8 protein-coding genes and 1 pseudogene are annotated in these 13,657 nt (G+C 35.4%); 4 read left to right on the top strand and 5 right to left on the bottom strand.

The features are described from left to right. Positions 1 to 66: 66 nt before the first annotated feature. Positions 67 to 1,803 (bottom strand): annotated as a pseudogene (locus ASC72_RS02650) (thiamine pyrophosphate-dependent enzyme). A gap of 237 nt (positions 1,804 to 2,040) precedes the next feature. Further along, on the bottom strand, positions 2,041 to 2,568 hold the full coding sequence (locus ASC72_RS02645; protein ID WP_056186280.1) for a hypothetical protein: 528 nt from the start codon (positions 2,566 to 2,568) through the stop codon (positions 2,041 to 2,043). Between the two features lie 216 nt (positions 2,569 to 2,784). On the opposite strand from ASC72_RS02645, the gene guaA reads away from it, so the two are divergent. The 4 genes from guaA to ASC72_RS02625 all read left to right on the top strand — a co-directional run bounded on the left by guaA (position 2,785) and on the right by ASC72_RS02625 (position 8,875). Continuing rightward, a complete protein-coding gene (guaA, locus tag ASC72_RS02640) occupies positions 2,785 to 4,314 on the top strand; it encodes a glutamine-hydrolyzing GMP synthase (protein ID WP_056186276.1) in 1,530 nt (509 codons plus the stop codon). Positions 4,315 to 4,374: 60 nt separating this feature from the next. Beyond that, positions 4,375 to 6,291 carry a LysM peptidoglycan-binding domain-containing protein gene (locus ASC72_RS02635; protein WP_056186273.1) on the top strand — a complete coding sequence of 639 codons (1,917 nt, stop codon included), beginning with the start codon at positions 4,375 to 4,377 and terminating at the stop codon, positions 6,289 to 6,291. A gap of 95 nt (positions 6,292 to 6,386) precedes the next feature. Continuing rightward, positions 6,387 to 8,474 carry a LysM peptidoglycan-binding domain-containing protein gene (locus ASC72_RS02630; protein WP_056186269.1) on the top strand — a complete coding sequence of 696 codons (2,088 nt, stop codon included), beginning with the start codon at positions 6,387 to 6,389 and terminating at the stop codon, positions 8,472 to 8,474. After that, positions 8,474 to 8,875 carry an OsmC family protein gene (locus ASC72_RS02625; protein WP_056186266.1) on the top strand — a complete coding sequence of 134 codons (402 nt, stop codon included), beginning with the start codon at positions 8,474 to 8,476 and terminating at the stop codon, positions 8,873 to 8,875. The genes ASC72_RS02630 and ASC72_RS02625 overlap by 1 nt, the downstream gene beginning before the upstream one ends. A gap of 62 nt (positions 8,876 to 8,937) precedes the next feature. Here ASC72_RS02625 and ASC72_RS02620 read toward each other — a convergent pair whose 3' ends face one another. The 3 genes from ASC72_RS02620 to ASC72_RS02610 form a co-directional block, all read right to left on the bottom strand. Beyond that, entirely contained in the window at positions 8,938 to 10,797 is a 1,860-nt protein-coding gene (locus tag ASC72_RS02620) for a beta-galactosidase family protein (protein ID WP_056186263.1), read from the bottom strand. Between the two features lie 87 nt (positions 10,798 to 10,884). After that, positions 10,885 to 12,264, bottom strand: a complete 1,380-nt coding sequence (locus ASC72_RS02615) for a Gfo/Idh/MocA family protein (protein ID WP_117595758.1) — start codon at positions 12,262 to 12,264, stop codon at positions 10,885 to 10,887. 62 nt (positions 12,265 to 12,326) lie between these two features. Continuing rightward, the gene (locus ASC72_RS02610; protein ID WP_056186260.1) at positions 12,327 to 13,649 is read right to left on the bottom strand and encodes a DUF3472 domain-containing protein; all 1,323 of its coding nucleotides are present in this window, start codon (positions 13,647 to 13,649) and stop codon (positions 12,327 to 12,329) included. Between the last annotated feature and the right edge of the window lie 8 nt (positions 13,650 to 13,657).

Below are 13,657 nucleotides of genomic sequence, written 5' to 3'. Positions count from 1 at the left end.
AAAAAAGCTTATCAAGTTATATAATTACCTTTGAACCTTTGTCGCTCTGAACCTCAGCACCTTTTTTTATAAACTTTCCTTTAAATGCTTATAATTAGATTTAATAGTATCTAAAACTTCTTCCATTTTACCGCCAAGCATTAATTTTGTCATTGATTTTGCCATACCGGTAACCTGTTGCCAATCTACTTTTGGAGGCATCGCCAGCGCGTTTGGATTGGTAAATACATTTAACAAAACAGGACCATTGTGGCGAAATGCATTTTCAATTGCACTTTCAACTTCTTCTGGTTTATGAACATTTACACCCTGAAATCCCATTGCCTGTGCAATCAGACCAAAATCCGGATTAACCATATCGGTTTCATTATCGGGTAAACCATTCACTTCCATTTCTAGTTTTACCATACCCAAAGCGCGATTATTAAAAACAATAATTTTAATTGGAATATTATATTGATGAATGGTTGCCAAATCTCCTAATAACATTGATAAACCACCATCACCACACATTGCTATTACCTGTTTTTCCGGATGTGCCAACGCTGCCCCAATAGCCATTGGCATTGCGTTTGCCATTGAACCGTGGTTGAAAGATCCTAACATTTTTCGTTCTCCGGTTCCTTTTATAAAACGCGCTCCCCAAACACAGGTCATTCCGGTATCTACTGTGAAAATTGTATTCTGATCCGCCAATTTATCAATGACATGTGCAAGATATTCTGGTTGAATGGTATCTTCTCCGCCATTGTCATTAATATAGATATTCATATTTTCTTTTACAGTAGCATAAAATTTTAGCTGCGCCTGTAAAAAACTATCGTCTGTTTTTGTTTCTAACAAGGGTAATAAAGCTTCTATAGTATCGGCTACATCGCCGCATAATCCCATGTAGAGATTCGCCCTTCTGCCTAGACGTTCGGTGCTTGTATCTATTTGAATAATTTTGTTGTCTGTAGGCATGAATTTATCGTATGGAAAATCAGTTCCTAACAATAATACCAAATGAGATTCGTGCATGCTATGATAAGCCGAAGGCTGCCCGAGTAAACCTGTCATTCCTATTTCATTAGGATTATTGGGTTGGATACTCATTTTTCCCCGGAACGAATACCCTACGGGAGCTTTGATGTGCTAAGATAATTGTACTACCTGATCGTGTGCTTTTTCAGCTCCAATTCCGCAGAATAGGGTTATTTTAGAACTTTCATTTATGGCTTTTGCCAATAGTTGTAATTCGGTATCAGAAGGTCGAATAACTGGATTACAATGAAAATACTGAGTCGATATATTGCTTTCGACAGCTTTTAATTCAGACACATCACCAGGCAAACCAATAACCGCAACACCTTTTTTACCTAAAGCGTGTTGTATGGCAGTTTGTATGATTCGGGGCGCCTGCTCGGCAGTCATGATCATTTGATTGTAACAACTGCAATCATCAAAAAGCTTGATTGTATTGGTTTCCTGAAAATAATCCATTCCCATTTCACCAGTATTAATCGTAGATGCAATCGCTAATAAGGGTATATGTGACCTGTGTGCATCATATAAGCCATTGATTAAATGTACATGCCCAGGACCACAGCTACCGGCACAGACAGCAAAACCATCTAATTCGGCTTCAGCTGCTGCAGCATATGCGCCAACTTCTTCATGACGTACATGAATCCATTTTATTTTTCCATTTCGTCTTATTGCATCATTGAAAAAATTTAAACTATCTCCGGTAACTGCATAAACGCGTTTTACTCCGGCTTCCACCAACATTTCTACTAATTGTTCTGCAACTATTTTACTCATCGATTATATTTTTAAAATTATATTTAGATCGTATAAACATTGGTTATGGTTTACTTTCTTAATGATTTAATTTTAAATACACGTGATTGTGATGTAAAAGCGATTTTGGTATGTTTCTATAAATTTAGGGAAAAGATTTGGTTTGAGGAAGGTTCAAAGAGACAAAGGCTCAAAGGGACAAAGTTTTACACTTCGTTTACCTCTGAACCTTTGTTGCTTTGAACCTATGTGCCTCTTTTAAAAAGGATCCGCAGTAACCTTAAACGTCATGTCAACTTTTACAGTAACATCTTTAGGAAGTGCTTCCTTCAGAGTAACTTGCGTTCTAATTTTATATTTCTCTGCTTTAATGTATTGATCTAATTTTTTATCAGTACAAATCAAATCAATTTTATTTGTTGTAGACATAATATTGTCCTGATAAGCTAATTCTACTTCATCAGAATCTGTTGTTGATATGTATAAATGCACCGATTTTAAAAACGTAAATGTTTTATCCGCAGGATCGGTGATTGATAATTGAAGTGATCTCAATTTTACATCTTTTACCAGACTCGCTTTTGTTTTGTTATTCTCAAATTCAGCCGAAGAATTTGTCGTTACATCGGGCATTATAATTTCCGTAGGCAAATTGATAGGAGAAGTACTTTTTATTTGTATTGAAGCTTCATTTGAGATATTAAAAGTTAATAAATCATCAACAGCATCGCAAGAACTTAAAAATAAAGATAAAAAAAGAGAAAGGGCAATAAGTTTTGATTTCATATTTAATAGGTTTTCCTTAAACTACGTTGTTTTTGTAAAAGTGTTTTTTTTTATTTGGGTTCAAAGTAACAAAGAAAAGTTGTGAAATCGCAAATTTCAAAACCTTTTAACCTTTGTTCCTCTTAACCTTTGTACCTAAAATCGGAACGGCAAAAAAAAATATTTTTTTTCGCCGTTCCGATTTTTCAAATTCGAATATAAAAAGTATTTTTGCGCATGCAACACAACGTACTTATTTTAGATTTCGGATCGCAATATACTCAGCTTATTGCGCGTAGAGTTCGCGAATTAAATATATTCTGCGAAATTTTCCCTTACAATCACTTTCCTAGTGATTTATCACCTTATAAAGCCGTAGTTTTAGGAGGAAGCCCCTTTTCTGTTCGTGCAGAAGATGCTCCACATCCTAATTTATCTCAAATTCGAGGCAAGCTTCCAATGTTGGCGGTTTGTTACGGAGCACAATACTTAGCTCACTTTAGCGGTGGAGAAGTAGCGGCTTCGAACACCAGAGAATACGGTAGAGCTAATTTATCTTATATTAAGGAGAATGAAGTTTTCTTTAATGGAGTTTCAGAAAACAGCCAGGTTTGGATGAGTCATAGTGATAGTATCAAGGCTTTACCAACCAATGCAGTAAAATTAGCAAGCACGCATGACGTAGAATATGCAGCTTATAAAATTGATGGCGAAACAACTTACGCGATTCAATATCACCCGGAAGTTTTCCATTCTACTGATGGATCAAAAATGCTGAAAAACTTTTTAGTAGATATTGCCGAAGTTCCTCAAAACTTTACACCAAACGCTTTTGTAGAAGAAATGGTGGGAGAATTAAAAGAGAAATTAGGTAATGATAAAGTAGTTTTAGGATTATCTGGAGGAGTTGATTCAACTGTTGCGGCAGTTTTATTGCATCAGGCAATCGGTAAAAACTTATACTGTATTTTCGTAAATAACGGTTTGCTTCGTAAAAACGAATTCCAAAATGTATTAGATCAATACAAAGGAATGGGATTGAACGTAAAAGGAGTAGATGCAGGAGATCGTTTTCTTGGAGAATTAGCCGGAATCAGTGATCCGGAAACCAAACGTAAAACAATTGGTCGTGTATTTATCGAAGTTTTTGATGATGAATCACATTTGATCGAAGATGTAAAATGGCTGGCACAAGGAACTATTTATCCTGACGTTATCGAATCGGTTTCTGTAAAAGGACCATCGGCAACTATTAAATCGCACCACAATGTTGGTGGATTGCCGGATTACATGAAATTAAAAATTGTAGAACCACTTCGAATGTTGTTTAAAGACGAAGTTCGTAGAGTTGGAGCTACTTTAGGAATAGATCCTGAGTTATTAGGAAGACACCCTTTCCCGGGACCAGGATTATCAATCAGAATTTTAGGAGATATTACTCCGGAGAAAGTTCAGATTTTGCAAGATGTTGATGCTGTTTTTATCGACGGATTAAAATCTTGGGGACTATATGATAAAGTTTGGCAGGCTGGAGCAATTTTGCTTCCGGTAAATTCTGTTGGTGTGATGGGCGATGAACGTACTTATGAAAAAGTAGTAGCGCTTAGAGCGGTTGAATCGACAGATGGTATGACTGCTGACTGGGTTCATTTACCTTACGACTTCTTAATGAAAGTCTCAAATGACATTATAAATAAGGTAAAAGGCGTGAACCGCGTTGTTTACGATATTAGTTCAAAACCACCTGCAACAATTGAGTGGGAATAGTAATATTTTTCAAATTAAGGCGTTACATTTGTAACGCCTTAATTTTTAAACCTACTATTTATGAGAGAACTTTTAACGATTTCTCTTGTCTTTATTTTGTCTTTTAACAAAATAACTGCACAAGATTCAATTATCGAGCACAAAATTCAAAAAGGAGAGACCGCTTATTTTATTGCCCAAAAATATAAGGTTTCTATTGATGAAATTTACAAACTCAACCCTGAATCACAAAGCGGAATCCAAGATAATCAAGTTCTTAAAATCCCAGTTCATTCGACAGAAAAACAAAATCAAAAGCAACAAAATACTCATATTGTTGCTGCTAAAGAAACGCTTTACGGCATATCGAAACAATACAAAGTTACCGTTGATGTCATTCAGAATGCAAATCTTGAAATTCTTGCCAGCGGACTTCAAGTAGGTCAGGAATTAGTAATTCCGCAAAACGGTGGGAATCTCCCAAAAACAGAAATTACAACCTCTTCAAAAGTAAGCCACCAGGTAGTTGCTAAAGAATCGCTGTTTAGTATTGCCAGACAATACAATGTTTCGGTTCAGGATCTTGAAAATTTGAATAAAGAGTTGCTTCAAAACGGATTGCAGATTGGTCAGTCGATTGCTATTCCGAACAAAAGAAAAACGCTCGACGGAAGAGTTCGTGTTATTAATCAGGAAACCATTTTTCATGTTGTTGAATCTAAGGAAACTAAGTTTTCGATTGCTAAAAAGTACGGTATTTCAATTGATCAATTGGAATCTCAAAATCCTGAAATTGTAAACGGATTGGTTGTCGGTAATAAATTAGCCATTAATACTACAGCAATTAAACCAACAAATGAAAGTGAAGAATTGATGTTGGCTCTTGCCGAAAAACAAGTTGTGGTTGAAAAAACAAAAGCCAAAACAGTTGAGATTGATGATTTAAAAGACAGATTGGTTGTTCAGAAAGAAATGAATCAGAAAATCATAAAAATTAATGATTTGAAAGTCAATCTGAATGATATGAATGGTTCTAAAGATAATTCGGTTGAAAAATTGCGATTGGTTTTAGAAGCCAATAAAAATGTGCAGGATATTTTAATGGCCAAATTAGATTCATTAGTCAATACGATGAATAATGATTTAGTTGATTTGAAAAGAATGGATGTTTTGAATGTTGATGAATCAAAACGACTAGAAAAACAATCGTATGAAAGCATCGGAAAAACAAGTGAATTATCTTCTCAATTAAAAAAAGAACTGGCTGAAAACAGGAAAGCATATGCCGGTTTAATGAATAAAGTGGAGAGAATTGCTGTTGAAGAAAATCAGGAATACAAGAAGAAAGTCCGCGAAAGCGAAAAGAATAAACCGTCAACTTCATTGCAGAAACGTCTTTTTTTAGAAGAAATAAAACATTATAAAATAGAGCAGGAGCAAGGTGATGCACAAAATCAGCTTTTGATCGCCAAGATTGATTCATTAGATACTCAGAAAAAAATCGAAGTAAAAAGACATATTAGTAAAGCTTCATTTTACAGTATGGAAGCCCGACAATTTGACGACAAACTGGCTTTGATGAAATTGAAAAAATATCAGGACGATGCTTTAAAAAATCAAAATAAAACTAATTCTGATGAAGCTTCAAAAGCAATTTCTTTAGAAGAAATGAAACGAGAGCTGAAGGAAAATCCGCTTAAAAATGGTAAAACCATAAAAGTGGAAATTTTTGATAATCTTAAAGAAGTTTCAAATGGCTATTACTTAGTTTTAGGTATATTTACCGATGCGATACCGAGAGATAAGTTCATTATGAAACTTATTGATTCCGGGGATTTTAACGCTAGTTTTTTCTTTAATATAAACAGTCTTTCGTATTATGTTTATTCAGACAGATACCAAAATATGGAAGAAGTTTTATATAAATGCAAGAAAAAGGAGGAAGATGAGTTATATAAAGACATTATTATTGCTAAGGCAGAAATTGATCTTAGATAATAATTGGAAAAAAATTAACAAGTGGCCTGAATCTTGCTTGGAACAAAATTAGTATCTTGTTTTTGAATTAAAAATTAAATTGTTTAAGCCCTATTATGAAATATTATTTTGCCTTATTATCCCTTGTGTTTTTTGTTACTTGTTCTGCCTTTTCGCAGGAAAAAGTGATAAAATATACCGTTTCTAGTGGAGAAACTATTAACCAGATAGCCGTAAAATTTAAGATTACGCCTTATGATATTTATGCATTAAATCCAGATGCAAGAAATGGAGTGAAACCAAATACGGTTTTATTAATTCCGACGAATGTTAGTAAAGTTGCAGCGAGTAAAACAGAAGCAACTAGCACAAAAGTTGCTGCAAATTCAAAAGAAATAATACATGAAGTTCAGCCAAAAGAAACTTTTTACAGTATCGAAAAAAAATACGGTGTTTCTGATGAAGCTTTAAAAGCTGCAAATCCGGGTCTTGAAAAGACAGGAGTTCAAATTGGTCAAAAATTGGTAATTCCGGCAAAAGGAAGCGCTCCGAAAGCTAGTTCAGCTTCGACAAAAACTACTAAAGAAAAAGGATCTGAAAAATATGTGTATCATGATGTTGTAGCAAAAGAAACCAAGTTCTCGATTGCAAAACAATATAATACTACGATAGCCGATTTAGAAAAACGTAATCCGGAAATTGTATCCAGTTTACCAATTGGATACCGATTGACGATAAAAGGAACAGCACCAAAAACAGAAAATTCGACTCCGGTTTCGCATGCTGCCAAACCAGCAGAAACTCCAAGAAAAGTAACTACTTATATGGAGTATCAAGTAAAACCGAAAGAGACTTTTTATAGTTTAGGAAGAACTTTTCATATTACTCAGGAAGAATTAACGGAATTGAATCCATCACTTTCCGAAGGAGTAAAAGAGGGAATGGTTTTAAAAGTACCTTCAGGATATTTGGCACCAACCCCAATCATTGCACAAGCACTGCCAACTGAAAAAGCAGCGGAGAAATCAATTGAAAAACCAGTTGAGAGTACAGGTGGAGGTATTAAAATTTTAGAAAAAGTAAAATCGGAGACCGTTTCAGCAGCTCCGGAAGTGGTTGAACTGACTAAAAAACGAGGCCAAACGGAACGTAAAAAAATGGTTTTATTATTGCCTTTTAACTTAGCTAAAATGCAAAATGATACAACAAGCACGGCTAATAAAATTAAAAATGATAAATTTTTGAACATGACCCTGGATTTTTATTCAGGAGCGATGATGGCAATCGATTCGGCTAAAACCTTAAAATTACCCATTGATGTTTCTATTTATGATTCAGGAGAAACCAAAATAGCATCGAATGTTTCGGGTTTAATTGCTCAAAATAAATTGCAGGATGCCAATGCTGTAATTGGACCATTTTACCAAACTAATGCGGAAACAACAGCTAATTCATTACGCTTGTATAATGTTCCTGTGATTTCGCCATTGTCCAAAGATAGTGCGAATCCAATTGATAATTTATATCAGTCCATACCAACAAACGACGTAGTAAGAAACGCGGTTTTTGATTATATGCGTGCTAAAAACGGAAATATTGTTGCTGTTGTAGATAAGAAAAAAGAATCTGTTACTAATTACATCAAACTAAATCAAAAAGGTGTTGTATTTGCTGCTTTAACAGAAACCGGAGGTTTAGATGTTGCCAACTTAAAAAGCTTGCTATTGCCAAATAGAATGAACTATGTGGTAATGGAAACCGGAAATACGGCAATGGTTAAAACGACAATAAAAGCTTTGCTTGATGCGCAAAAATCATGTCAGGTACAATTGGTAATTTTAGAACCAAACAGTACGCTTGATACAGATGAAATTAGTTTTGAAAACTTAATTAAACTAAAATTGATGTATCCGTCAGTAACACGTGAAAGCGATGAAGCGGGAGTTTTAATTTTTGAAAAAGAATATCGTCTTAAAAATAAAGTGAACCCAAATACGTATGCAACTCGTGGTTTTGATGTTACTTTTGATACGATGATGCGTTTGGTACAAGGAAAAACGTATCAGGAAACGGCAGATTTAATGACAACAGAACAAGTTGACAATAAATTTCAATATTATAAAAAAGAAGATGGAGGACACGCCAACAAAGGGGTGTACATTTTATATTACGACACAGATTTAACTTTAAAAGTAGCAAACTAATGACATCAAAAGTAACCTATTTAGGGGATTTAAGAACAAAATCAATTCATGTGCAATCAGGAAGCGAAATCATTTCAGATGCACCACTAGACAATAACGGAAAAGGGGAAGCTTTTTCACCAACAGATACGGTTGCCAATGCTTTAGCGAGTTGTATGATGACGATTATGGGAATCAAAGCGAGAGATTTGAATGTAGATTTCATTAATTCGACTGCTGAAGTGACTAAAATAATGAATGCTGAACCAAGACGAATTGGTGCTATTGAAATTGTTTTTGAAATGCAAGGTGTTGATGGAGAAAAAAACAGAACAATTCTGGAACGTGCTGCAATGACTTGCCCGGTGTTTTTAAGTTTAAGCTCTGAAATTGAAAAACGAATTACTTTTAACTGGAAGTAATTTTCTAATAAATATTTAAAGCCATTCACTGCGGTGAATGGCTTTTGCTTTTTATATAAGTTCTATTGAGTAGTCTCGGTTTTTAAATCTTCCAGAATTGGTGTTGCAATCGTTTTTATTTCCTTTTGAATTTTTTTATTTTTTTGCTCAAAAACAACAATATTGTTTTTACCTTTTTTAAGCCAGCATCCCGGAACATACAATGTTTGTTGTGGTCCAACACTCCAGTATCTTCCTAAATTGATTCCGTTTATAAAAACAATTCCTTTGCCCCAATCACGCATATCCAGAAACGTATCTCCCGTTTTATTCAGGTTAAAAGTTCCCTGATATAAAGTCGGTCGGTTTACTTTTCCGGAATTTTTATAAGAAGTCAAATCTGGTTCTTTATTCATTGGCAATTGATACATTTCCCAATTTCCGGTAATCGTTTGGCCATTGATAATTACCGGACTTATAATTCCTTTAGTATTGGCGTTAATTTGAGAACCGTAATTGATGCGTCCCATGTTTTCAACAACAATGTCTAAAGTTGCATTAAAAGGAACTTCAATTTCACAATCGTATTTCTTGTAATATCGGTTTAATTCGGCCACCTTTTTGCCGTTTACATATACGATTGCATAATCCCGCAATCCGTTTAATTCTAATTTCCCGCTGATGGGTTGTGTAAATTTTTTGCTATACCAAACATAACCTTCACCTTGATTTAGTTGTTCGAATGTTTGCGGAGTATCTTCAATGACCGGATTAATTTTAGCTTTTAAATCGGCTAAATCTACTGTTTTTGTCAAAGCAATATTCGGAATCGTGATTACCGGTATTTTTACCGGAACGGGAGGCGTTTCGGGTGTTTTTAATAATTCCCTTAACGCATTATATTTTGGAGTTGCCCAGCCGGCCTCGCTAATGGGTGCGTCATAATCATAAGAGGTCATGTCGGGCTGAATGTCATGTTCTTTGTCATAATTTGCCCCTGAAGTAAAACCAAAATTAGTACCACCATGAACCATATAATAGTTGAAGGAAACCTGATTATCAAGATATTTTTTAGTCTGACGAACGGTTTGTTCCGGTTTTTGTGTTGGAAATGGTTCTGCCCAATGATCTAACCAACCCGGATAGAATTCGGCTACCATATAAGGCCCCTGATTATTATTAAATTGATTTACTACCGCTTTTAATTTTACGACATCATCTTCGCCGTTTGCTGTTGGTAAAGCTCCCGGTAAGGCACCGCCTTCAAAAAGCCAGCTTCCATCTGAAGTGAAAAAAGGAACTTCAAAACCAACATCTTTTAATTGTTGAAAGACAGCCGAACTGTATTTTTTATGTTCTTCAAGCGAAACATCTTTGCGTTGTGCTACATACGAACCAAATTCGTTTTCACCCTGAACCATAATAATAGGCCCGCCTTTAGTAATTTGTAAATCTTTGACCTGATTGTACAACTCTGTAAAATAGGCTTTTGTAGCGGTTAGATATGCCGCATTATTTCCACGGATCACCATATTTGGGACGTTTTGCAAAAACCACGGATAACCGCCAAATTCCCACTCCGCACAAACATATGGACCGGGACGTAAAATCACGAATAATCCTTCCTCCTGAGCCGTTTTAATATATTCGGCTAAGTTTTTATTACCGGTTTTAAAATCCCAAACTCCCGGACTTACTTCGTGGTAATTCCAAAATACATACGTCGCCACTGCATTTAATCCCATAGCTTTCATCATTTGTAAACGGTGACGCCAATAAGGCTGCGGAATTCTGGAATAATGCATTTCACCTGAATGGATTTGGATCGGTTTTCCATTCAATAAAAAATTTCCATCGCTTATGGCAAATGTTTGTTTTTGCTGTGCCAAAAGTGAAGATAACACGAGAAAGGAAGCAAGAACGGTAAGATAAACTTTTTTCATTTTTTTTAAAATTAATGATGGGCAAATAAACAAGAGAGCACCTTATAAATTGTGCTCTCTTGCCTGACTTAACTAACCAATAAATATTTATTCTGAAAACTCTAATTTTTGTAATTTGTTCCAGCCGCCGCGCGTGAAATCAGGAATTTCAACAGGAGCAGATCCTTTATCAAGAGAAATTTCTGTTAGAGGACCTAAACAAGACCACTCTGCTAAATCGTAAACATCCATATCTAACGGAAGTCCTTTTTGCAGACAATGAATCAAACGATAATCCATTACAAAATCCATTCCCCCGTGACCACCAACTTTTTTGGCTTGTTCTTCGATATTTTTCACCATTGGATGTTTGTATTTTTCCATTAAAGCTTTTTTTACTTCTTCAGGAACAAAGGAATGAGCGCTTAATTTTTCATGATTTGGTTTTACATCATCACCCAATTCTTTTCCATCTAATGCATAACCTTCTAACGGATATTTGTTTGCAAAACCTTTAGTTCCGCTTAACTGATACATTCTGCTGTAAGGACGAGGCGAAGTTACATCATGCTGAATTTGAATTGTTTTTCCATTTTCAGTACGAATCATAGTCATTGTGTGATCTCCATTTCTGAAATCTTTAATTTCCTGACCTGATTTTTCTTTGATATAAGCAGGATTTCCAACCGCTTTTGTATCCATAGAAACCAGGAAATTCATTTTGTCACCACGATGTATATTCAATGCCTGACACGCTGGCCCCATACCATGTGTCGCATATACATCACCGCGGTGTTTGATGTTATAATCCATTCTCCAGTTGTTCCAGTATTCTCCCCAGAAAGGCTGTAAACCGTGAATGTAAGATCCCTCGGCATGAAGAATTTCTCCAAATAAACCTTGTTGTGCCATATTTAAAGTCGTTAACTCGAAGAAATCGTAAACGCAATTTTCAAGCTGCATACAATGTTTTCTGGTTTTTTCAGAAGTATCAATTAGGTCCCAAATTTCTTTCATTGTCAAAGCTCCCGGAACTTCAATTGCCACATGTTTTCCATCTTTCATAGCCTGAACGCCAATGATAGCATGATGCTTCCAGTCTGTTGCAACATATACTAAATCAACATTTGGAAGTGCAGTTACTTTTCTCCAGGCATTTTCGTCTCCAAAAAATTCCTGCGCTTTAGGAAGCCCGGCTTTGGTTAAAATTTCATTAGCCGATTGTGTGTTTTTTTCTAACATATCACAAAATGCTACAATTTCTACTCCAGGTATATGTGTCATACGTTCTACGGCTCCTGGTCCGCGCATACCAAGTCCGATGAAAGCCACACGAACTGTCGGAAGTGGTGTTGTAGCCAAATGCAAAACATCTTGCTGACCTTTTGGGCGGGAAGGAGTTTTGGTCTTAATCATTTGTGCCGATGCAATCGTCCATCCGAACAAAAGAAAAAGAACTATTGTAGATTTAAAAAAAGTAGTTTTCATGAGTGAGTTAATTTGTTTAATGATAGTCTGGTAATAGTTTTGTGTGTTGTATTGCTACTTGTTTAAGGTAAATTATTGAAATTTATTTCTGGTTTTTTATTGTTTAAAAGTCTGGTAAATATTGTTTTTGGAGTTGTATAATTGTTGAAAAAACCTCCGTTTTTTAAATAGAAAGAATCTTTTTCAAGCCCGCCTGCAAAATCCATTCGGTATTCTTTTGCGCCGGTATTGTCTGTTGTGAAACGTGCCGAATTAAGCTCTGACCAATTTCCTGTATCATCACAAATCCATTGATTATTGAATAAAACACGACGGGATAAATCGCCTTGTTCCGGAATGAAATTTTCTAAAAACGAATGAAATTTTTTTAAATAAGTACTCGTTTGAGGACGGCTGAAGCTTGCTATTAAAAGCCAGTTATTCAATTCCGGTGCATAGAAATAGGCAGTGTAAGTAGTGGAATTGTTTCCTTCCGGAAATCCTCTCAATAAAAATTTATAGGTTGTTCCCGCTTTCCAGTTGTATTTCAGATAACTTTGACCGCCAGAACCCTCATTTCCAAATTCTCCGATATGAACATTTTCGCCTTTTTTAAGCATTTTAATTTTATGCGAATCCGGAATACTTTTAGGATCATCTGTTGAAAATGGGCTCCAAACCGAGAATAAAACTCTTCTTTCGGTTGCTGAATTTACCTGAATTCCGAAATAACCTTCACCAAAACCATTGGCCATAAAATAAGACCCAATCTTGTCTTCGTTTTCAGGAACGGTAACTTCATTATAATACCATTCGGCATTTGTATTTTCAGGAACCTGATAATTTAGATGTACTGATGGTCCGCGACGCCCCCAATGGTAAAAATTTCCTTCATCATTTGGTACATAAGATATCTTTCCATCATAATCTGTGCTGGAAATAGTAAGGCGGTTAATTGACGGAAAACGATGTCCGGTTTTACTGATTCCTTTTATTTTAACAGAAACATAACCTTCCTGATTTATTTTCCAGTTCCCAACGATTATTGCTTTTTTTGAAGTGGTGAATTTTACTTTTTTTGATTCATTGTTTATTGAAAACTCCAATTCTGATTTTCCAAAAACTTCAACAGATTCTTCGACCGTAATTTTAAAAGTTCCTGCCTTTGATATTCTGAAATAAGCCGTGAAATATTCACTGGAGTCAGTCCATTTTTCGATTCCATTATCCGTAATAGTTGTGCCCCCATCAATGTGTTTCGAACTAAAAGCATTTCCTGCCATAGGAAGCGAAATTTTCGTTTCAGAATTTCCAATGGTACTATTTTCAGATGATAAATTTGCATTATCCGAACAGGAAAATGATACCAATGTGAAAGCAAGAAAGGAGTAAAATAAATTTTTCATTTGATGGA

The organism is Flavobacterium sp. Root420, from assembly GCF_001427905.1.
In the GTDB taxonomy this organism is placed as follows: domain Bacteria; phylum Bacteroidota; class Bacteroidia; order Flavobacteriales; family Flavobacteriaceae; genus Flavobacterium.
This window is presented reverse-complemented; position numbering and strand designations above follow the sequence as displayed.